19 protein-coding genes are annotated in these 20,054 nt (G+C 57.3%); 8 read left to right on the forward strand and 11 right to left on the reverse strand.

Features of this window, described 5'->3' with window-relative positions; genetic code table 11:
- Positions 1 to 7 precede the first annotated feature (7 nt).
- Positions 8 to 574, forward strand: coding sequence for a carboxymuconolactone decarboxylase family protein (locus tag AC2FH2_RS10860; RefSeq protein WP_496823540.1), 567 nt, complete (start codon positions 8 to 10; stop codon positions 572 to 574).
- Here AC2FH2_RS10860 and recF read toward each other — a convergent pair.
- The 6 genes from recF to mutM form a co-directional block, all read right to left on the reverse strand.
- Positions 571 to 1,665, reverse strand: a complete 1,095-nt coding sequence (gene recF / locus AC2FH2_RS10865; protein ID WP_496689843.1) for a DNA replication/repair protein RecF — start codon at positions 1,663 to 1,665, stop codon at positions 571 to 573. The two genes, AC2FH2_RS10860 and recF, sit on opposite strands and share 4 nt — an antisense overlap.
- Before the next feature lie 39 nt (positions 1,666 to 1,704).
- The gene (gene dnaN, locus AC2FH2_RS10870) at positions 1,705 to 2,826 is read right to left on the reverse strand and encodes a DNA polymerase III subunit beta (protein WP_271950744.1); all 1,122 of its coding nucleotides are present in this window, start codon (positions 2,824 to 2,826) and stop codon (positions 1,705 to 1,707) included.
- 227 nt (positions 2,827 to 3,053) lie between these two features.
- Positions 3,054 to 4,439, reverse strand: a complete 1,386-nt coding sequence (gene dnaA / locus AC2FH2_RS10875; RefSeq protein ID WP_496823542.1) for a chromosomal replication initiator protein DnaA — start codon at positions 4,437 to 4,439, stop codon at positions 3,054 to 3,056.
- A 549-nt stretch (positions 4,440 to 4,988) separates the two neighbouring features.
- Positions 4,989 to 5,252: a 30S ribosomal protein S20 gene (gene rpsT, locus AC2FH2_RS10880; RefSeq protein WP_142638226.1), complete on the reverse strand. Its 264-nt coding sequence runs from the start codon at positions 5,250 to 5,252 to the stop codon at positions 4,989 to 4,991.
- Positions 5,253 to 5,479: 227 nt separating this feature from the next.
- Positions 5,480 to 6,256, reverse strand: coding sequence for an acryloyl-CoA hydratase (gene acuK / locus AC2FH2_RS10885; protein ID WP_142638228.1), 777 nt, complete (start codon positions 6,254 to 6,256; stop codon positions 5,480 to 5,482).
- A gap of 65 nt (positions 6,257 to 6,321) precedes the next feature.
- A complete protein-coding gene (gene mutM, locus AC2FH2_RS10890; protein ID WP_142638230.1) occupies positions 6,322 to 7,173 on the reverse strand; it encodes a bifunctional DNA-formamidopyrimidine glycosylase/DNA-(apurinic or apyrimidinic site) lyase in 852 nt (283 codons plus the stop codon).
- An 86-nt stretch (positions 7,174 to 7,259) separates the two neighbouring features.
- Between mutM and ubiE the strand changes: the two genes are divergently transcribed.
- Complete coding sequence (gene ubiE, locus AC2FH2_RS10895; protein WP_142638232.1) at positions 7,260 to 8,012, forward strand: bifunctional demethylmenaquinone methyltransferase/2-methoxy-6-polyprenyl-1,4-benzoquinol methylase UbiE; 753 nt, start codon at positions 7,260 to 7,262, stop codon at positions 8,010 to 8,012.
- The gene (gene ubiB / locus AC2FH2_RS10900) at positions 8,012 to 9,541 is read left to right on the forward strand and encodes a 2-polyprenylphenol 6-hydroxylase (protein WP_496823544.1); all 1,530 of its coding nucleotides are present in this window, start codon (positions 8,012 to 8,014) and stop codon (positions 9,539 to 9,541) included. Before ubiE ends, ubiB begins: the two co-directional genes overlap by 1 nt.
- Before the next feature lie 98 nt (positions 9,542 to 9,639).
- On the opposite strand, the gene AC2FH2_RS10905 is transcribed toward ubiB, so the two are convergent.
- On the reverse strand, positions 9,640 to 10,815 hold the full coding sequence (locus AC2FH2_RS10905; protein ID WP_496823546.1) for an acetyl-CoA C-acyltransferase family protein: 1,176 nt from the start codon (positions 10,813 to 10,815) through the stop codon (positions 9,640 to 9,642).
- Positions 10,816 to 10,933: 118 nt separating this feature from the next.
- Between AC2FH2_RS10905 and AC2FH2_RS10910 the strand changes: the two genes are divergently transcribed.
- The 5 genes from AC2FH2_RS10910 (at position 10,934) to AC2FH2_RS10930 (ending at position 15,611) form a co-directional block, all read left to right on the forward strand.
- Entirely contained in the window at positions 10,934 to 11,497 is a 564-nt protein-coding gene (locus AC2FH2_RS10910; protein ID WP_271950762.1) for a helix-turn-helix domain-containing protein, read from the forward strand.
- Between the two features lie 110 nt (positions 11,498 to 11,607).
- On the forward strand, positions 11,608 to 12,792 hold the full coding sequence (locus tag AC2FH2_RS10915; protein WP_496823548.1) for a glycine C-acetyltransferase: 1,185 nt from the start codon (positions 11,608 to 11,610) through the stop codon (positions 12,790 to 12,792).
- A gap of 14 nt (positions 12,793 to 12,806) precedes the next feature.
- Positions 12,807 to 13,835 carry an L-threonine 3-dehydrogenase gene (tdh, locus tag AC2FH2_RS10920; protein ID WP_142638456.1) on the forward strand — a complete coding sequence of 343 codons (1,029 nt, stop codon included), beginning with the start codon at positions 12,807 to 12,809 and terminating at the stop codon, positions 13,833 to 13,835.
- Positions 13,836 to 13,898: 63 nt separating this feature from the next.
- Entirely contained in the window at positions 13,899 to 14,780 is an 882-nt protein-coding gene (locus AC2FH2_RS10925; RefSeq protein ID WP_142638241.1) for a tryptophan 2,3-dioxygenase, read from the forward strand.
- 3 nt (positions 14,781 to 14,783) lie between these two features.
- The gene (locus tag AC2FH2_RS10930) at positions 14,784 to 15,611 is read left to right on the forward strand and encodes an alpha/beta hydrolase (protein ID WP_496823550.1); all 828 of its coding nucleotides are present in this window, start codon (positions 14,784 to 14,786) and stop codon (positions 15,609 to 15,611) included.
- Between the two features lie 299 nt (positions 15,612 to 15,910).
- Here AC2FH2_RS10930 and AC2FH2_RS10935 read toward each other — a convergent pair whose 3' ends face one another.
- The 4 genes from AC2FH2_RS10935 to AC2FH2_RS10950 all read right to left on the reverse strand — a co-directional run bounded on the left by AC2FH2_RS10935 (position 15,911) and on the right by AC2FH2_RS10950 (position 20,029).
- Positions 15,911 to 16,690, reverse strand: a complete 780-nt coding sequence (locus AC2FH2_RS10935; protein WP_142638245.1) for an IclR family transcriptional regulator — start codon at positions 16,688 to 16,690, stop codon at positions 15,911 to 15,913.
- An 11-nt stretch (positions 16,691 to 16,701) separates the two neighbouring features.
- Positions 16,702 to 18,060: a TRAP transporter large permease gene (locus tag AC2FH2_RS10940; RefSeq protein WP_142638247.1), complete on the reverse strand. Its 1,359-nt coding sequence runs from the start codon at positions 18,058 to 18,060 to the stop codon at positions 16,702 to 16,704.
- Positions 18,060 to 18,725 carry a TRAP transporter small permease gene (locus AC2FH2_RS10945; RefSeq protein WP_142638249.1) on the reverse strand — a complete coding sequence of 222 codons (666 nt, stop codon included), beginning with the start codon at positions 18,723 to 18,725 and terminating at the stop codon, positions 18,060 to 18,062. Before AC2FH2_RS10945 ends, AC2FH2_RS10940 begins: the two co-directional genes overlap by 1 nt.
- Before the next feature lie 65 nt (positions 18,726 to 18,790).
- Positions 18,791 to 20,029 (reverse strand): TRAP transporter substrate-binding protein, encoded by a 1,239-nt coding sequence (locus AC2FH2_RS10950; RefSeq protein ID WP_142638251.1) that lies wholly within the window; start codon positions 20,027 to 20,029, stop codon positions 18,791 to 18,793.
- Between the last annotated feature and the right edge of the window lie 25 nt (positions 20,030 to 20,054).

Here is a 20,054-nt window from a genome sequence, read left to right on the forward strand (position 1 = left end):
CATCCACATGGCCGATTTCCCATCCCACGACCTGACCACCGCGCCCGAAGCATCCAAACCTTTGCTGGAAAAATCTCAGGCCGCGTTTGGCCGCCTGCCCGGCCTGCATAAGGTGATGGCCGAAAGCCCACAGCATTTGGAAGGCTACCAGGTTCTACATGGCCTCTTCATGCAGACCGATTTCGACAATGACGAAAAAACCGTCGTCTGGCAGACCATCAATGTCGAGAACGAGTGCCACTATTGCGTGCCGGCCCATACCGGCATCGCCAAGATGATGAAGGTGACGGATGACATCACCGAAGCGCTGCGCAACGAAACCGCGCTGCCCAATGCCAAGCTCGAGGCGCTGCGGACATTTACGCTGCAGATGATGCAGACCCGTGGCAATCCCACCGAGGCGCAGCTGCAAGCCTTCTTTGACGCTGGTTATTCGCACCGCGCCGTGTTGGACGTGGTGCTGGGCCTGGCGCAGAAAACCATGTCGAATTACGTCAACCACATGGCACAGACCCCAGTCGACGAAGTAATGCGCGGCTTCTTGTGGGAACGTAAGGTCAGCGAACCGGCCTAATCGACGATCGAGCCCTCATCACCTTCGGTGACAACCAAGGTCTGGGCGCGGTCCCCCAATTCTGCAAACAGTTCAGGCCCGGTGCCCGTCATCCAGGCCTGAGCCCCCAACGCGCAAATCTCTTCATAAAGCGCGGCGCGGCGCCCGGCATCCAGATGGGCGGCAACCTCATCCAGCAACACAATCGGCGGTGCCCCGATCATCCCGGCCAAAGCGCGCGCGTTGGACAGGATCAGCGAGACCAGCAGCGCCTTTTGCTCACCGGTCGAGCAATCCTTGGCCGGAACGCCCTTGGCGGCAAAGACGCCGTACAGGTCAGACCGGTGTGGCCCGACCAGTGTGCGCCCCGCCGCCAGATCGCGAAAGCGGCTTTCATTCAGCCCCTCACGCAGATCATCCGCCGTTTCCGGCATGGCACCTTCGGTTTGAACCAGCTCAAGATCAGCCGATGGAAAACCCGTTTCGGCCTGATCCTGTGCTGTGCGCAGATGATCCAGAGCGGCCATGCGCGCCACATGGATGCGATGCCCGGTTTCGGCCATCTGCCCCTCGAGCGCGGCGTACCAATGGGCATCGCGCACCTGTTCTTTCAGCAGCCGGTTGCGTTCGCGCATGGATTTTTCATAAATCAGCGAGGCTTCGGCGTGGGCAGGATCAAAGCTGAGCGCGATGCGATCGAGAAATCGCCGCCGCCCCTCAGCCCCCTCGATCCACAGCCGATCCATCGAAGGAATCAACCAGACAACCCGCGCCAGTTTACCCAGATCAATCTGACTGGCGGATTTGCCATCAATCCGAACCTGCCGCGCCGTGCCGCCTTCGGACCATGTCTCGATCTCGTAATGCTGTCCCTGTGCTTGCAGCAGACCGGATAGCTTCCAGCCCAGCGCCTCGGGGCGACGCGTCATCTCGGCAGCACTGGCCCGCCGCATGCCACGGCCGGGTGAAAACATCGAAACAGCTTCTAGGATATTGGTCTTACCCGCGCCGTTGGGTCCGTGAATGGCAACCGGGCGGCCATCCAGCGACAGACGCGCCAGTTTGTGAGAGCGAAAATGCGAGACCGTCAGTTCGGTCAGGGCCAAGGTCATGACCCCTCTCTTTCCTCAGCGATCAGCCCCCAAAGCCGATCAGACACGCATCGGCATGACCACATAGACCGCGCTCAGGTCATTGCCTTCGCGCATCAGGGTCGGATCACCAGCGGAGTTGAACAGGAACACCGCGTTTTCGCGATCCACCTGAGAGGCAATCTCCAGCAGGTATTTTGCGTTGAAACCGATCTCGAGCCGTTCATCTGAATAAGCGACGGCCAGCTCTTCTTCGGCGGCACCGCTGTCCGGGGCATTGACCGAAAGAACCAGTTTATCCGTATCCAGCTGCAGCTTGACCGCGCGCGAACGTTCAGACGAGACCGTCGCAACCCGGTCGACGGCCTGCGCAAACTCAGCCGCATCCACTTCCAGTTGCCGCGTGTTGCCCTGCGGGATGACCCGTGTGTAGTCGGGGAATGTGCCGTCGATCACCTTCGAGGTCAGCGTGATATCCGGCGTTGCGAAACGCACCTTGGTTTCGCTGACGGAAACGGCGATATCCATCTCGTCATCGTCCAACAGCTTGCGCATCTCACCCACGGTTTTGCGTGGCACGATCACGCCGGGCATATCCGCAGCCCCATCCGGAAGGTCTGCGTCAATGCGCGCCAGACGGTGACCATCGGTGGCCACACAGCGCAGCACCTTGCCGCCTTCGGAGCCATCTGAAACATGCATATAGACGCCATTCAGATAGTACCGCGTCTCTTCGGTTGAGATGGCGAATTTCGATTTGTCGAACAAACGGCGCAGCAATGCCGCCGAAGCCGTAAAGTTCGACTGGTATTCCGATGAGGCCATAACTGGGAAATCTTCTTTCGGCAGAGTCGCGAGAGAGAAGTTCGATCGCCCGGCTTCAACCGTCAGACGACCTGCCGCACTGTCGGCGGTCAGGGTGACCAGCGCGCCATCGGGCAGTTTGCGCACAATCTCGTGCAGGGTTGTGGCGGCAACCGTGGTGGCGCCGGCCTTTTCCACCTGAGCAGGGGCCTTGTCGACCACTTCGATATCCAGATCGGTGGCGCGGAACATGGCCTGATCGCCTTCGGCCTCGATCAGAACATTAGCAAGTATAGGGATCGTGTTGCGTCGTTCGACGACGGATTGGGCCTGGGAAACGGCCTTGAGAAGGGTGCCGCGTTCGATGCTGATCTTCATACCCTTAATTCCTCTGACTTGCGTGCCGAAAATGGGCGGGACTGGCACGTTAGCGCCTCCGCCCCGAGGCACAAGGATTTTTTATGGATTTCTGAGTCGGTTTGCCCGCAGGGTCAAGAGGCGCGTGACCCTGCGGGCACAGTTCATAGCCAACCGTGGACTATTGCGCACAAAAAAACGCCCCGGCCATCAGGATCCGGGGCGCCTGTTTAATGCCTAGAAGATACTCAGGCTTCCAGCGCGCGACGCAGCATTTCCACGTCTTCGGCGATTTGGCCATCGGTTGTCTTCAGTTCTTCGATGCGTTTGACGCCATGCATGACCGTGGTGTGATCGCGTCCGCCAAACCGACGGCCAATCTCGGGCAAAGAGCGGCTGGTCAGCTGTTTGCACAGATACATCGCCACCTGACGCGGGCGCGCATAGGAGCGCAAACGCTTGGGGCCTATAATGTCGCTAAGGCGGATATTGTAATATTCTGACACTTTGCGCTGAATCTCTTCGACGGTAATCTTGCGTTCTGACGCGCGCAGCACGTCCGCCAGGCAATCCTGCGTCAGCTCCATGTCGATCTCGCGCCCGACAAGCGAGGCAAAGGCAAACAGCCGGGTCAAGGCCCCTTCCAAAACACGCACATTGGTCGAGATGCGATGGGCCAGGAATTCCAGCACCCCATCTACGATAGTCACGTCAGGATAGGTGCGGCTGTATTGCTGAACCTTGGTTTGCAAGATGCCCAGACGCAGTTCGTAATCAGTGGGATGCAGATCGACGACCAGACCACATTGCAGGCGTGATTTCACACGGTCCTCCAGGTCCTTGATCTCGCCCGGGGCGCGGTCGGCCGAGATGATGATCTGTTTGTTCTGGTCTACCAGCGCGTTGAACGTGTGAAAGAACTCTTCCTGAGTCGAATCCTTTCCAGCGATAAACTGGACGTCATCAACCATCAGCACATCGACCGAACGGAACAGGTGTTTGAAGTCCATCATCCGGCGTTCCCGCAGCGCCTGCACAAAGCGGTACATGAACTGTTCCGCCGACAGGTACAGAACATTCAATTCGGGATGTTTAGTCTTTAGTTCCCAGGCGATGGCATGCATCAGGTGGGTTTTACCCAAGCCGACACCGCCATACAGAACCAGCGGGTTAAAAGTCACGGGGCCACCTTCGGACACACGACGCGCGGCGGCATGGGCCAGCTCGTTGGGCTTGCCGACCACAAAGCTGTCAAACGTGAAACGAGAATCCAACGGCGCCGCCTGCAGGGATTCCAACGCATCATTCGCGGTCGCGGATAAAGTCCGCGTTTGCGCTTCCTGAACGCGGGCAGGCGCAGTTACCACGTCGTTCGAAGGACGTACCGGAGAGTTCGCTGCCACTCGGAACGCGAGGCGCTGTACAGATTCTCCAGCGGTGTTCATCTCATACAGGATAAGATCCGCAAAATTCTGGCTCACATAATTGCCCATAAAGTTCGTCGGAACCGAGAACACCGCTACACCGTCCTGCAGCTCTTGGAATTCAAGAGGCTCGATCCAGGTGGTATAGTTGTTCTTTCCGATCGCCTTGAGCAGTTTGTTACGCAGTAGTCCCCATTTCTCTTGTGTCATTAAGCGCCTCACGCATCCCATTCTTTATTGGCCTGTCGGCCTTATTACTAAGCCCCGGTCGCCCGGATCACGATGTCACTCGCAAAAGGATACCCTGCGCCAAACCGCAGAAGTTTGGCGGGTTTGTCCCTGAAAGTCAGCACAATCCAAACTCGTGACATCCAGCACCTGAATATCCCGAAAAGCGGCCTGCGCTTCGCAATCTTATCTTTAGACAGGGCTCGGATCCTCGGTTACCCCAAGACCCTCAGCAGATCAGCAAACCGGTTTATCCGGATGCCAACATTCGTTCCTCGACCGCTCTGATGCCCGTCAGTACAATCGCAGGAACAGCCTGTCCCCCCAAGCGAGTGAATCGCTGTATCAGTGGTAACAAGAGGCCGACGTCTGCGGCAACGAAACTCTGATATTGACTCGGGTCTTTGTGCGAAAGAATCTCTCGGCAACGTGAAGACGCGGTATTCTGGCAACAGCAAAAGGGCGCCGCGATATGCGACGCCCTTCGGAATAGTTCAGCCATGCTTACGTGACCCTAGGTCACATAAAGACTCAGCCCAGCGCTTTGACGCGGGCCGACAGACGGGACATTTTGCGGGAGGCTGTGTTCTTGTGGAAGACGCCTTTGGTGACGCCGCGCATCAGTTCGGGCTGAGCTGCGCGCAGAGCGGCAGTTGCTGCGTCCTTGTCACCGGATGCGATTGCTTCTTCTACTTTGCGCAGATAGGTGCGGATACGCGAACGACGCGCTTTGTTAACGGCGAAACGCTTTTCGTTCTGACGAGCGCGTTTTTTTGCCTGGGGCGAATTTGCCATGTGTCTCTGACCTTTGTTCGGTACGGTTATGTAGAATGCGCGCCGCGGATATCCGCACCGGATCAGAATCACGAGTGTGAGTCGGGCCAAGCGGGCCGCACGCGCATGTATAGCGGCGGTGCATAGACAAGTTTTGAGGCTTTGCCAAGCCGATTCTGTACTGCTGAACCGCGGGCAAGAAAAAGGCGGGCTCAGCCCGCCTGTTCGATACATATTTCGTGGCCGGTTTACTTGTCCCGGAACTGAGCCGAGCGTTTTTCCAGAAAGGCTGCCATGCCTTCTTTCTGGTCCTCGGTGGCGAACATCGAATGGAACACCCGGCGCTCGAACAACATACCTTCGCTCAACGGCACTTCATAGCTGCGGTTGACCGCCTCTTTTGCCGCCATGGTCGACAGTTGCGATTTCTCGGCAATTTTCTGGGCCACGCCAATGGCTTCTTCGATCAACTTCTTGGCCGGTACAATCCGGCTGACAAGACCAGAACGTTCAGCCTCTTCCGCGTCCATGAAGCGACCGGTCAGATTCATGTCCATCGATTTTGACTTGCCAACGAACCGGGTCAGACGTTGGCTGCCGCCCAGCCCTGCAATAACGCCCAGATTGATTTCAGGCTGGCCAAACTTGGCAGTATCGGCGGCAATGATGAAATCGCACAGCATCGCCAATTCACAGCCACCGCCCAGCGCATAACCCGCAACTGCTGCAATGATAGGTTTGCGGATGGCCGAGATACGATCGTTGGCCTCGGCAAACAGGTTGACAGTGAAGACGTCAACAAAGCTCATCTCGGACATTTCCTTGATGTCCGCACCTGCGGCAAAGGCCTTGTCCGAGCCTGTGATGACGACGCAGCGTACCTTGTCGTTTCCATCCGCCTCTTCCAACGCGGTGCACAATTCACCCAGCAACTGAGTGTTCAGCGCATTCATCGCATCGGGGCGGTTGAGTTTGATGAGGGCGACGTGGTCTTCGATTTCGACGATGATCGTCTCAAAAGCCATGAGTTAGAGCTTCCGGTTGTTCCGTTCAGGTACGATTCCTTACCACGCGAAAAACTTGGATCAAGCTATCTTTGGCATTGCACACAATAGAAGGATGAGCGACCGGACTGGGTGATTCTCTTGATTTCTGCCCCGCAACCCCCTGTCCGGCAGGGCGCACCCTCGCGCCCGTAGACATCAAAGCTGTGCTGAAAATATCCAAGTTCTCCATCGGCTTGCCGGAAATCCCGCAGCGACGATCCACCTGCCTCGATCGCCTCCTGCAGCACTTGACGGATGATCGGAACCAACGCGGCAATGCGGGTAGAAGAAATCTGCCCCGCTTTGCGACGTGGCGACACTCGACCCCGATACAGCGCTTCGCAGACGTAGATATTGCCCAATCCTGCAACGATTCCCTGATCCAACAGCGCTGATTTGACCGGTGTGTTCTTGCCTTTGAACGCTTCGATCAGATGCTGTTCATGAAAATCATTGCCCAAAGGCTCCGGTCCCAGGACCGATAACAGCTTATGATGCTCGGCGGTTGCCGTAGGTAGCAGGTCCATCGCACCAAACCGACGTGGGTCATTGAAGGTGATCCGAGCACCATTGGCCATGTGGAACACTACATGGTCATGTTTCTCGGGCATGGGATGGGTATGCGCAAATTGGCCCAGCGGATCACCCGAGACCGTTATCCGCCCGGACATGCCCAGATGAATCAGTAACGTTTCGCCACTGCTAAGATCAGCTAGAATGTACTTGGACCGCCGCCGCAACCGATCGACCCGCTGGCCGGTCAGCCGTTCGGCCATCCGGTCAGGAAACGGCCAGCGCAAATCGGGGCGATTTACATCCGCCTGTTCGATCACGATACCTTCCATCGCCGGGGACAGGCCGCGTCTTACTGTCTCGACCTCGGGCAATTCGGGCATTTCCTGGCTCCTATTCCAAAGGGCCGCATTGTGCCCGGTTCTTATCGCCCTATAACAGAGGCGAAATTCGACAAACGGCAAGGCAAATGTCCGACAACAGCGACAAGACCACTCATTTCGGGTTCGAAACCGTGCGCGAGGCCGACAAGGCCGGGCGTGTGCAGGGCGTGTTCAACTCGGTCGCCTCAAAATACGATGTGATGAACGATGTCATGTCGATGGGCATTCACCGGATCTGGAAAGACGCAATGATGGACTGGCTGGCCCCACGCCCCGGTCAGCGCCTGCTGGACGTTGCGGGCGGCACCGGCGATATCTCGTTCCGGTTCCTGAAACGCGCAGGCCGTGGCCATGCCACCGTTCTGGACCTGACCGAGCCGATGCTGATCGAAGGTCGACAGCGGGCCGAGGCGGATCAGATGTCGGACAGTCTGAATTGGGTTGTGGGCGATGCGATGGCCCTACCGTTCGAGGATAACACCTTTGACGTCTACACGATCTCCTTCGGCATCCGAAACGTGACCCGCCCGCAAGAGGCATTGAACGAGGCCTACCGCGTATTGAAACCCGGCGGCCGCTTGATGGTTTTGGAGTTCAGCCAGTTGCCCAATGACGGGCTACAGAAACTCTATGACCTCTACAGTTTCAATGTCATCCCGCGCATGGGGAAGCTGATCGCCAATGATTATGACAGCTATCAGTATCTGGTCGAATCGATCCGTAATTTCCCGGATCAGGATACTTTCCTGAACATGGTCCGCACCGCCGGGTTCGACAACGCGAAATACCGTAACCTGACCATGGGCATTGCCGCGCTGCATTCCGGCTGGAAAATCTGATGCGCGGCCCTCACAATATCATCCGCTTGATCCGGACCGGCGCGACGCTGGAACGGACAGGTGCCATGAATGTCGTCCTGGACGCGTTCGAAGCACCACGTGCCTTGCGCGTTCTGGCCCACACCCTGGGCAAACCCTTTCAATGGCTGGGTTACAAAGGCGATCCGTCGATGCCCCCAGCCACCCGTGCCCTCACCGCCCTGGGACCTGCCTATATAAAATTCGGTCAGGTTCTGTCCACGCGGCCCGACGTGGTTGGAGACGAACTGGCAGAACAGCTACGCGTGCTGCAGGACAAACTGCCCCCGTTCTCCAAGGCCGAGGCCATGGCCGAGGTCGAGAAAGAGCTTGGTCAACCCGTCGTCGAGATATTCGATGAGTTCAGCGAGCCGATTGCGGCCGCCTCAATCGCTCAGGTCCACAAGGCCAAGCTGCGCAGCACTGGCGAGGATGTGGCCGTCAAAGTTCTGCGCCCCGGCATCGAACGCGCCTTCCGCAAAGATGTCGACGCATTCTATTTCGCCGCCCGCATCGTGCAACTCTTCGCCCCCAGCGCGCGCCGCCTGCGCCCGATGGAAGTGATCGAACATTTCGACGGCGTTGTCCGGGGTGAGCTGGACCTGCGTCTGGAAAGCTCAGCCGCCTCGGAATATGCCGCTAACACCAAGGACGATGCCGGATTCTGGTTGCCCCCCGTGGTCTGGTCCCTGTCGGCGCGTCGGGTAATGACTCTCAGCTGGGCAGATGGCATCCCGCTGGGCGACAATGGCGCACTGGATGCAGCCGGTCATGACCGCCGCGATCTGGCCGAACGCGTGCTGCGCCTGTTCCTGCTGCATGCTCTGCGCGACGGCTATTTCCACGCTGACATGCACCAGGGTAACCTGAAGGTCGCGGCAAATAGCGATATCATTGCCTATGACTATGGCATCATGGGCCATATCGACGAATACACGCGCCGGGTCTATGCCGAGATTCTCTTTGGCTTTATCCGCCGCGACTACAAACGCGTGGCCGAGGTTCATTTCGAGGCCGGATATGTCCCCGCCAACCAGGATGTCGACGAATTTGCCCGTGCCCTGCGCGCGGTTGGAGAGCCGATCTTTGGTATGAACGCCACCCATATCTCAATGGGACGGTTGCTCAGCTATCTGTTCGAAGTCACTGAACGCTTCGGCATGGAAACCCGTACCGAGCTGATCCTGCTTCAGCGTACAATGGTCGTGGTCGAAGGCGTCGCGCGCTCACTCGACCCGCAAATGAACATCTGGGAAGTCGCCCGGCCCGTGGTCGAAGACTACATCAAACAATCCATCGGCCCCCGCGCCGCACTTCGCGATCTTGGCAAAACAGCAATGGTTCTGGCCCGGTTTGGTCCGCGGCTTCCAGCACTGGTCGAAAACGCATTGATTTCCCAAACCCAAAAGGATGAGCCGACCCGTTCGCGCCTATGGTCCGTTGCCTTGCCCGCCACCATTGGTGCCGCTACCGGCGCGGCCCTCGTCTTATTGCTGACAAGCTTCAGCTAAACCCAATCCCGCCCGCTTCATCTGGCCAAAAATACCTTCGGGGGGAATTGCGCCACAGGTGCTATGGGGGGCAGACAGCCCCCCTGCTTGGTTTGGTTTCAGAGCAGCTCAAAGGCAATGGCAATGCCCTGACCGCCACCGATGCACATGGTGACCAAACCCTTGGACCCGCCCGTGCGCTCCAGCTCATACAGGGCTTTCAGCGTTATAATCGCACCGGTTGCACCCACCGGATGGCCCAGCGCAATCGCCCCGCCATTCGGGTTTACCTTGGCGGCATCCAAGCCCAGCTCTTTGTTCACGGCCAACGCTTGCGCGGCAAAAGCTTCGTTGCTTTCGATCACATCGAAATCATCCAGCGTCAGACCAGTCCGTGCCATCAGGTTCTGCACCGCAGGAACCGGACCAATGCCCATCACCTCGGGGCGTACGCCCGCGTGGCCATATCCCAAAATCCGCGCTTTCGGCTTCAGACCCGCCTTCTCGGCCGCCTCCGCCGTGGCCAGTACCATCGCGGCCGCACCATCGTTGATGCCCGACGCGTTGCCTGCCGTCACCCGACCATCCTTGCGGAAGGCAGGACGCAGCCCGGCCAGCGCCTCGGCGGATGTCTGTTTGGGATGCTCGTCGACCACAAAATCGACCATGTCGCGCTTGACCTTGACCTGAACCGGCGTGATCTGGCTTTGGAAATACCCCGCCTCCAGCGCAGCCGCCGCACGGGTTTGGCTGGCCATCGCGAATTCATCCATCTGCTCACGTGTGATCTGGTGCTCATCAGCAACGTTTTCCGCCGTAATGCCCATGTGGCCAGTGCCAAACGGGCAGTTCAACGCGCCCAGCATCATATCCATCGAGGTGACATCGCCCATCTTCGCTCCCCAGCGTGCCTGTGGCACGATATACGGACTCCGCGACATGCTTTCGGCGCCACCAGCTACAGCGAATTCAGCGTCGCCCAGCATCAGGGACTGTACCGCCGACACAATCGCCTGCGCACCGGACCCGCACAGACGGTTTACGTTCATCGCGGGCGTTTCAACGGGGATACCGGCCTGCTTGGCCGCGGCGCGTGACAGGTACATGTCGCGTGGTTCGGTATTAATGACATGACCAAACACCACATTGCCGATTTGCTCGGGCGCAACTCCAGATCGCTCCATCGCCGCTTCAGTCACAACGGTCGCCAGATCAATCGGCGCAGTTGAAGCCAAAGCGCCACCAAATGTGCCAATCGCGGTGCGCGCACCATCAAGAATGACGATATCTTTCATGTCTCTTCTCCTCGTGGATTTGCGGGCACTATGCATCCAGCCATTGGAACTGTCCCATAGGACGTACCGTCACAAGCGGAATTGACATGAGGCCACCAAACGCGCATGAGATTCCGTCATGACGGAAAATTCAGACGATATCCTGACGCGCCTGCCCGCCCGCCTGAAAGAGGCCCGCCGCGCCAAAGGCCTGTCGCTGGAAGCTGTGGCCAATCTCAGCGGCGTGTCCCGATCCATGGTCAGCCAGATCGAACGCGGTGAAAGCAGCCCGACGATCTCGACCCTGTGGAACCTGACCCGCGCCCTGCAGGTGGACTTCGCTGGCCTGCTGGAAGAGGCCAATAACGCCGATCAGATCGAAACCCTGCGCAGCGACGAAGTGCCCAGCATCGACAATATGGGCCAGAATTGCCGCATCCGTATCCTCTCCCCGCCCGAAGAGGCCGGTGGCCACGAGGTCTACGATATCCGCTTTGACAGTGATGGCGCGCTGAACAGCCAACCACACGCCCGCGGCGCGCATGAACAGTTGACGGTACTTGAAGGTGCGGTGCGCGTCACCTCGGGCAGTGCCGTCAGCGAACTGAACCAGGGCGACACCGCGCGATACGCGGCCGACGTTCTGCACTCAATTACTGCCAAGAAGCCAGCAAGGGTGTTCCTGATCGTCAAAAACGCCTGACACCGGCGCATTTCCGCCTTTACGGAAATTTTTCCTTCATACTGTAATTCCCCTATTTGGGAATTTCATCCGTTATGTTAGACATGCGACTCAGTTGAACGGAGATCGCCATGTCAGATGCATTCCTGTCCCATGTCACCGACACCCTCGTGCAGATCGAAGCGGAGGGTCTGTACAAGCGTGAACGAATGATCACCTCGCCCCAGGGCGGCGAAATTACTGTGGGCGACAGGCAGGTCATCAATCTGTGCGCCAACAATTATCTGGGTCTGGCCGATCATCCGGCACTGATCGCCGCCGCCAAAGATGCGATGGAGCCCAAAGGGTTCGGCATGGCCTCGGTCCGGTTTATTTGTGGCACACAGGACATTCACCGTGAGCTGGAACAGAAGCTGGCACAATTCCTGAATAAGGACGATGCGATCCTGTTTGCCGCCTGTTTTGATGCCAATGGAGGGCTGTTTGAGCCTTTGTTAGGGCCTGAAGACGCCATCATCTCGGACAGTCTGAACCATGCCTCAATCATCGACGGGGTACGGTTGTGCAAGGCCAAACGTTATCGTTATCTGAACAACGACATGAACGATCTGGAGGCCTGGCTGAAGCAGGCACGCGAGGACGGCGCGCGTCACATCATGATCGCGACAGACGGTGTGTTTTCGATGGATGGCTATCTGGCTAACTTGCCGAAAATCCGCGAACTGGCGGACAAATATGACGCCATTGTCATGGTCGATGACTGCCATGCCACCGGATTCATGGGTCCGAACGGGGCTGGTACACCGGATCAGTTCGGTGTCGCTGTGGATATTCTGACGGGAACCTTGGGCAAGGCACTTGGGGGGGCAATCGGCGGTTATATCGCCGGGCCGCAGCCGGTGATCGACCTGCTGCGGCAGCGGGCGCGGCCCTATCTGTTCTCAAATTCGCTGCCGCCTTCAATCGTTGCTGCCGGGATCGAAGCCATCCGTCTGGTCGAAGAGGGCGACATGCTGCGCGCGCAACTGTTCGGCAACGCCAAGTATTGGCGCGCGGGATTGGAAAAGTTGGGTTTTGACCTTCTACCGGGCGAACACCCGATCATCCCGGTAATGCTGGGCGAAGCACAACTGGCGCAGGACATGGCCGCAAAGCTGTTTGACGAAGGCGTTTATGTTTCGGGTTTTTTCTTCCCCGTCGTCCCGCGCGGTAAGGCACGGATCAGAACGCAGATGAATGCGACGCTGACAAAGGATGAGCTGGACCGTGCGCTGGCCGCCTTTGGCAAGGTCGGCAAAGAGCTGGGGATTATCTGATGCGACCCAATACGATGAAAGCGCTGGAAAAATCCAAACCCGAGGAGGGGCTGTGGATGGTGCAGGCCCCGGTGCCCGAGATCGGCCCGGATGAAGTGCTGATCCGCATCAACAAGACCGGCATCTGCGGCACCGATATCCACATCTGGAACTGGGACGACTGGGCCGCCGCCACGGTGCCCACCCCGATGATCACCGGCCATGAATTTGCCGGTGAAATCGTTGAGATCGGGCGCAACGTGACCGGGCTTGAGATCGGCCAGCGCTGCTCCGGCGAGGGGCACCTGATCACAACCGACAGCCGCCAAAGCCGCGCTGGCAAGTTCCATCTGGATCCCGGCACGCGCGGAATCGGCGTCAACGAACAGGGTGCCTTTGCGCAATACCTGAAACTACCTGCCTTCAACGTGGTGCCCCTGCCCGATGACGTTCCCGACGAAATCGGAGCCATTCTCGACCCGTTGGGGAATGCTGTGCACACTGCACTCAGCTTTGATCTGCTGGGTGAGGATGTGCTGATCACCGGTGCAGGCCCCATCGGCATCATGGCCGCCGCCGTGGCCCGCCATGCAGGCGCGCGGCATGTGGTGATCACCGATATCAATCCGGACCGCTTGACGCTGGCTGCGCATGTTGTGCCAACCTTGCGCCCTGTCGATGTGACCAAGGAAGATTTGCAGGACGTGATCGCCGAACTGGGCATGCAGCAAGGTTTTGACGTCGGGCTAGAGATGTCAGGTTCACAAATTGCACTGGACCAGATGGTCGAGGCACTGGTGATGGGCGGCAAGATCGCTCTGCTGGGCATCCCACCTGGAAAATCCCCCGTGGACTGGTCCCGCATCGTATTCAAGGCCATCACCATCAAAGGTGTCTATGGGCGCGAGATGTTCGAGACCTGGTATAAGATGATTGCCATGTTACAGAACGGTTTGGATGTCAGCCGAGTGATCACGCACCGTTTCAAGGTTGATGAATTTGCCAAGGGCTTTGGCGAGATGAAATCAGGTCGATCCGGCAAGGTTGTTCTGGATTGGACCTAACCCTCTGGCGTTAAACGGCTTCACCCCCTAAACAGGAGGGAACTCAGGTGTTTGGAGGCGCAGATGAGCGACAAGGACAACCGGTATCTTGAACGCGGGATCGAGGACACTCTGGTCACGGATTTCGCCGAAACCCACCGCAAGAGCTATGGCGACTTCCTGCAGCTCAAAACCCTACTGAATCTGCAAAAGACGTTTCAGGATCCCGCGCAACCAGATGAGATGCTGTTCATCATCATCCATCAGGTCAGCGAGCTGTGGCTGAAGCTGATGCATCACCAGCTGGTCGAAGTACGCCGCTTTCTGCAAGAGGACGAATTTGGCCCGGCAATGAAGAATCTCGACCGGGTCAAAGCAATCCAGCGGCAGTTGATTTCCGCGTGGGAAACGCTTCTGACCATGACCCCCGCCGATTACATGACCTTTCGGCAAGCACTTGGCAGCTCCTCGGGATTTCAAAGCTATGGCTATCGTCAGATTGAATTCATTCTGGGCAACAAGGATGCCTCGACCCTGAAGGTTCACCAGCATGATCCCGAAGTCATGGAATTATTGGATGCCGCACTGACCAAGCCTTCGCTTTACGACGAAGTGCTGCACATGCTGGCCCGGCAAGGGTTTGACGTGCCTGATGACCTGCTGAACCGTGACTTTGCACAACCCTATTCCGGCGACCCGCGCGTGGTGAAAATCTGGGCTCAGGTGTTTCACAATACCGATCAGTATTGGGACCTCTATGCGCTGGCCGAAAAGCTGATGGACGTTGAATCCCTGTTCCAGCGCTGGCGGTTTGATCATGTCACCGCGGTCGAGCGAGTTATTGGCAACCAGCCAGGTACAGGCGGGTCTAGCGGTGTGTCGTTCCTGCGCAAAGCGCTGGACTTGCGATTCTTTCACGATCTCTACGATGTGCGCACCGAATTGATGTATAGCGGGCAGGAGTAGGCGATGCTGTATCGTGGTTTCACTCAGACAGAGCTGGAGCAGGAGTATTCTCCCAGTTCGATGGTTGGCGGCGATCTGACACCCTATCTTGAAAGCTACGCCGCGCTGAGTGCGCAGAACCGCGCCCGGATGGAATGCCGGGAAAACCTGCCCTTCGGCGAAACATCTGAACAGGTGCTCGACTTCTTTCCTGCGTCGACGGCCAACGCTCCGCTGCATGTCTTTATTCACGGAGGTTACTGGCAGGCGCTCAGTCAGCGTGAGTCGGCGATGATGGCCCCTACACTGGTGGAAAACGGGCAAGCCTTTGCAACGCTGAACTATAAGCTCGCACCTGAGGCCCGACTGGATCAGATGATCAAAGAGTGCCGCGATGCCCTGCTTTGGCTGGGATCACAGGCGACGGCCCTTGGGTTCGATCAGGCGCAGATCACCTTGTCGGGGCACAGCGCCGGGGCACATCTGGCAGCCATGATGATGGCGACTTCAGCCGATGCGCTAGCCCGCGCCGGCTTGCGGGTACGAGAGGTGATTCTGATCAGCGGCGTCTATGATCTTGAACCGATCAGCCTGACGCCGGTGAATGACCCGCTGCAACTGACCCCGGTCGAGATACACGATCTCTCACCCATCCTGCACCTGCCCGCCCCCGGTCCGCGTTACCATGTAACCGTCGCCGAGCGCGACACACCCGAATTCATTCGTCAAAGCCGGGACTATGCGGAATTGCTGCGTAAAGGCGGGCATTCTGTCAGTTTTGATCTGCAGAAAGGGATGCAGCATTTCGACATCATCATGCACGCAAGCACGTTCCTGCCGGCTCCTCGGTAGTCATAGGTGTTGGGCGAAAGAATATTCTGACCTTTGCGTCATGCACTGAGCCAGTCGCCATATCCCTGCATTTGTGGCGGTACCGCAAGTGTCCGGTTTGAGCCCAGAGTGACAGATGCTGCGCTAGCTAGGAGTGGCAGCGGTGCGCTAATGTCGACTCTGCAAAGTTGAACGTACGGAGTACACGGAACTTTTATCGCGCTCTCATCCGTTCTGGTGCAGAATTCTCCAAACCGGTCGATGATCGAATTCGCATATGGTGAAAAAAATCACGCTTTGACTGTCATCTGAAGCATTAGTCACTGGCTCAAAAGAGCCGAAAGCTGCTTCGCTCCCTTCTGAAGTATGCCCAGAAACGACATCAGACTGTTGACGTCATGACGTTGTGTCGGCGCGTGAACCGAAAGCGTGCCTACCAATCGGCCTTGTCCATCCTGAACGGGTACTGCTAGGGCAGTCATTCCGGTCATGAATTCCTCGTCATCGGTGGAATAACTATTCTCAGAGATACGTCGGATCTCAGATCGCAATGCCTTGGGATCGGTCAGCGAGCGTTCGGTTTGTGGTTGTAGATGTCCTGCCGAAAGAAACCCATCCAGCTTTCTTTGCCGTAGTGTGGACAGGTACATCTTGCCGCTGGCCGTGCAATGGAAGGGCACCTGTGTCCCGACCGGCAGTTGAATTCGCAGGGGCCACTTCGTTTCCACCCGGTCGAGATAGATCATGCCCTCGCGGTCTGGAATGGCGAGATTACATGTCTCGCCAACAGTTTCAGCCACACTGCGCAAGATCGCCAGTCGCGCAGTGCGCAAATGCTCGGACGACATGGTGTTGACCGATAGCAGTCGCAGCCGGTGTCCCGGGCCATATGATCTGCCATCGAGATCCCGCTGCAGAAACCCTTCGGCTTCTGCGGTTTGCAGCAGACGGTGAATTGTTGGCTTGGCCAGACCTAATGCCTCAATCAGATCCGATGGTTTTACGGAAACGCCACGCCGCGCCACCTCCTCGAGGATCAGCAGGAGGCGGAGGTTGGTTGGTATTTGAGTTTCTTTTTCTTGTGTTTCCGTCTCGGCCATCCTGCAACAGTCTAGCTATTTGGCAGCAGTATCAAGGCCAGATCGGGCACAAGCGACACTAAAATCCAAACCGAAAGAAGCGCCACCAAATAGGGTACCGTATACCGAAGCAACCGGAAATAGGGTACTCCTGTTACTCCTGAAGCCACATAGAGGTTCAGCCCATAAGGTGGTGTGATGAATCCAATGGACGCCCCCACAAGGAAGATCACCGAGAAATGGATTGGATCAATCCCAACCGAGGCCGCGATTGGCGCAAGAATTGGGGCGAGAATTATGGTTACAGGTAGGCTTTCCAAAACCATTCCAGAAAAGAAAACGATCACCATCGATGTGAACAGAACCGCATAGTATCCACCCATTGAAGTCACGAAATCCCCGATTGTCTGCTGCGCGCCGAGCAATGACAAGATCTGTTGCATCACCACTGATATCGCGATCAGCGGTGCGAGGATGCCAGTGATCTGGGCCGAGCGGATGACGATCGAGGGGATCTCGGGGATCGTAAAGCCTTCGACCACGAACATTTCGGCGTAACTCTTCTCGGTTGGCGATATGTCGTTTCTGGCCCCCATAATCCGGTTGATCGGATAGCTGACCAAACCAGCGATCACACAGAAGCCAACTGTCACGCCCGCGGCTTCTGTCGGGGAAAACTTGCCTGTGTAGATGCCCCACAGCACCAGCCCAATGGCGAAAAATCCAAGCCAGGCGCCAAATGCCGTTTTCAGTATCCGGTTGAGCTGCAAAGGGATCAGATGGCCCCACCCGTTCATGCGGCAAATGATCCAGCACGCGAATTGCATACCAAAGACCATGAGCGCGCCCGGAAGAATGCCCGCCACGAACAACTCGGAAATCGGCAGGTTCATCAGGAATCCGTAGACGATGAAGATAATGGACGGCGGGATTATGATCCCTACAGTACCCCCTGCCGCAGCGGTCGCCGCGCTGAACCGTTCGTCATAGCCACCTTTGACCATCTCGGGGTGCAGCATCGAACCAATTGTGGCTGTCGTCGCCGAGTTTGATCCCGAAATCGCCGCGAATAACCCGCAGGCACCAAGCGATGCCATCGCCAACCCACCACGTATCCAGCCCAGACAGGCATAGGCGAAATCGCTGAGCCTTCGGGCAATACCAGACTTGTTGATCAGGTCTCCGGTCAGGATAAAGAGCGGCATCGCGAGCAGGGCAAAGCCTTTGTTGAACACGTTCAACAGTTCGGCCCCCATATTGTCCAGCGTCAAGCCAAGGACGAATGAGCAGCCGATCACCCAATAGCCGATGACCAAAAACACCGGCACGCCCAGCATGAACAGAAAGGTAACCCCAAGTGAGATCAGTGTAACCAAAGTTCCGTCTGTCATCAGTCTGCTCCGATCACGGCCTGCTTGATCAGCGGCTCACCTGTTTTCCAGTTTTGCAGATCGTCGGCGAGGTTCTGAAACACACGCCCGATCATCAAAAAGAACGAAAGAGGCGCGGCCAGCAAAAACCACCACTGCATGATATTGTCCGTGCCGAGAACGATCTGAAAATTTGACGCCGATAACGCAACCAGTCGCGTGGTCGTCACGATGACGATCACGGCAAAGATGAACCACAACACCGCATCAAGGATCAAACAGGCCAACTGCCCGCCTCGGGGCATTGCGGTGCGGAACTCATTGAAACTCAGATGCGTCCGCAGGCGAACATTGTACGTGGCCCCGAACCACGCCATCACCATAAACAACAAGGGAGGGATAGTGGTGGACCACGGTTCTTGATCGTTGAACACGAATCGGTCGATCACGCCCCAGAAAATGATCAACGCAATGGCGAGGTAAGAATATACCATCACCGACCGCTCCAGATGGCGCTCGATAAACGGCACTGTCCGATAGATCAGCATGATCACGAATCCGCCCATGGCTGAAACAACCGCGCCCAACACCCATGCGGCGTCCGATTCCAGCGCTGATTGAATCTCGAACGAATCCTGGCTGAGAAAGGCACTGAAGATCGCGCCTGTGTCTGCCCAAAACGACATGTACCCCGTCCTCCCAGTCGGTGTGTATTAGAACCGGCCCGCTTGGGGCCGGTTCGTCTTTTGTATCAGGCTTCGCCTTTCCACCAACGGCGCGGTTCTACGTTTTCCGGCAGGGTGTCTGCCGGAATCTCACGCGCGATGTCGTAGATTTCCTGATAGGTATCGATGCCACCGGCCCATTTGTTCAAACGCTCACGCCACTGCGCCCAAGGTTCGGGGTTGTAGTTCGGGGCGCACATCTCTTCGGCCAGTTTGATCTGATCATCTGGCAGGAATGCCGGACGTACTCCATTTTCGGCGAAGATAGTATCAGGCAGCTGCGGTTCCGAGAAACCGACAGTGTTCAGCAAAGCCGCTTCATTGGCACCTTGAATCAAAGCCTGCGTAAAGTAGGAAGACTCCATCACAGCATCCTGCAGCTCCCCGCCCAGACTGTCGAACACTTTGGCCGACATTGAGGTATGTTCAGTGCCGCAGAAGAATTTCAGGTTAACTGACTGCGACACCACTGGAGCCATGTTGGCATATGCGACGGCCGATGCCCACGTTTCAGCCCCGTCGATCAGACCAGTCTTCAACGCATCCAGAGTTTCTTCCCATGCAACCGGTACCGGATTCAGGTTCAACAGCTGCATCGCAATGCGTCCCAGCTGCGTACCCGTCACACGGTTCTTTGTACCGAACAGCTCTTCCAGTTTGGTGACGGTCGGCTTGTCGGCAAAGGTCGAACCCATTTGCAGGCCGCGCAATTCACAGTGGGTAAACAGGAACTTCAGGCCGTGCCGTTTCTCAAGCGGATCACGCAGAATGCGCTGGCTCGCCGGGCTGTAGAAGAAGTGATACTGCGCTGCCCGGCTGGGGAACATGTAAGCATAGTCCAGCACGTTGAGATACGGCGCGCCTCCAGCCGAGTTCTGGGTCGAGGCCGCGTAAATATCAACAATGCCCTGCTGAGTTTTTTCAACACAGCTCAGCTGCCCGCAGATCTGGTTATCGCCAATGAACTCGATCCGAATTTCACCGTCCGTGCGCTCTTCCAGATCGCGTGCAAACTCGATCGCGCCGGCGCGTTCGATCAGCAGATTGCGGGTGTTAAAGCCCGATGCGCCAAATTTAAGCGTGTGCTTTGGCTCTTTCGAGAAGCGCTTTTCATAGGTTGATTCGGCTGCCTGCGCCAGATTCGCCAGGCTCATCGCGCCACCGAACCCACCTGCCGCCAGCAGTGTCGAACTCATGCCATACCGCCCGGCCACACGAAAAAAATCTCGCCGGGAAATGCCACTTAGTTTCTTACCGATCTCCATTGCCTACCTCCCTGATCGCAATTAA

It is taken from the genome of Ruegeria sp. YTSA105 (assembly GCF_059610225.1).

Coding starts and splice junctions, on each gene's coding strand:
- AC2FH2_RS10910 (WP_271950762.1), top strand. CDS start 10,934: ATGACGGAAAATTCAGACGATATCCTGACGCGCCTGCCCGCCCGCCTG.
- mutM (WP_142638230.1), bottom strand. CDS start 7,173: ATGCCCGAATTGCCCGAGGTCGAGACAGTAAGACGCGGCCTGTCCCCG.
- AC2FH2_RS10945 (WP_142638249.1), bottom strand. CDS start 18,725: ATGTCGTTTTGGGCAGACACAGGCGCGATCTTCAGTGCCTTTCTCAGC.
- dnaN (WP_271950744.1), bottom strand. CDS start 2,826: ATGAAGATCAGCATCGAACGCGGCACCCTTCTCAAGGCCGTTTCCCAG.
- dnaA (WP_496823542.1), bottom strand. CDS start 4,439: ATGACACAAGAGAAATGGGGACTACTGCGTAACAAACTGCTCAAGGCG.
- acuK (WP_142638228.1), bottom strand. CDS start 6,256: ATGGCTTTTGAGACGATCATCGTCGAAATCGAAGACCACGTCGCCCTC.
- AC2FH2_RS10930 (WP_496823550.1), top strand. CDS start 14,784: ATGCTGTATCGTGGTTTCACTCAGACAGAGCTGGAGCAGGAGTATTCT.
- ubiE (WP_142638232.1), top strand. CDS start 7,260: ATGTCCGACAACAGCGACAAGACCACTCATTTCGGGTTCGAAACCGTG.
- AC2FH2_RS10950 (WP_142638251.1), bottom strand. CDS start 20,029: ATGGAGATCGGTAAGAAACTAAGTGGCATTTCCCGGCGAGATTTTTTT.
- AC2FH2_RS10925 (WP_142638241.1), top strand. CDS start 13,899: ATGAGCGACAAGGACAACCGGTATCTTGAACGCGGGATCGAGGACACT.
- AC2FH2_RS10905 (WP_496823546.1), bottom strand. CDS start 10,815: ATGAAAGATATCGTCATTCTTGATGGTGCGCGCACCGCGATTGGCACA.
- AC2FH2_RS10940 (WP_142638247.1), bottom strand. CDS start 18,060: ATGACAGACGGAACTTTGGTTACACTGATCTCACTTGGGGTTACCTTT.
- rpsT (WP_142638226.1), bottom strand. CDS start 5,252: ATGGCAAATTCGCCCCAGGCAAAAAAACGCGCTCGTCAGAACGAAAAG.
- AC2FH2_RS10915 (WP_496823548.1), top strand. CDS start 11,608: ATGTCAGATGCATTCCTGTCCCATGTCACCGACACCCTCGTGCAGATC.
- recF (WP_496689843.1), bottom strand. CDS start 1,665: ATGACCTTGGCCCTGACCGAACTGACGGTCTCGCATTTTCGCTCTCAC.
- tdh (WP_142638456.1), top strand. CDS start 12,807: ATGAAAGCGCTGGAAAAATCCAAACCCGAGGAGGGGCTGTGGATGGTG.
- AC2FH2_RS10860 (WP_496823540.1), top strand. CDS start 8: ATGGCCGATTTCCCATCCCACGACCTGACCACCGCGCCCGAAGCATCC.
- ubiB (WP_496823544.1), top strand. CDS start 8,012: ATGCGCGGCCCTCACAATATCATCCGCTTGATCCGGACCGGCGCGACG.
- AC2FH2_RS10935 (WP_142638245.1), bottom strand. CDS start 16,690: ATGGCCGAGACGGAAACACAAGAAAAAGAAACTCAAATACCAACCAAC.